General features: G+C 48.7%; 1 pseudogene. It reads right to left on the reverse strand.

From position 1 onward, the window contains the following. Positions 1-236 (reverse strand): annotated as a pseudogene (locus tag EM932_RS20755) (T9SS type A sorting domain-containing protein); the annotation flags it as partial.

A 236-nucleotide genomic window follows, 5' to 3' on the forward strand; every position in this document is an offset into this window, starting at 1 on the left:
TTGATCGTCACGCTAGCGGTACTACTGTTTGGACAGGTTCCTGCTGTGGTATAAGTTACGGTATAGGTTCCCGGAGTACTGGTCGATACATCGATAAGTCCTGTTCCTGCTGTAAGTGATAAGCCTCCAGTACTTGAGAAGGTTCCGCCTGTTAAACCTGTTATGCTTGGCGTTGGATCTGTAGCATCTGCACAATATGCTGCGGCGCTATAGCTAAAGCCCGCATCGTCTAATGC

The sequence above is a fragment of the Flavivirga rizhaonensis genome (assembly GCF_004791695.1).
Taxonomy (GTDB): domain Bacteria; phylum Bacteroidota; class Bacteroidia; order Flavobacteriales; family Flavobacteriaceae; genus Flavivirga; species Flavivirga rizhaonensis.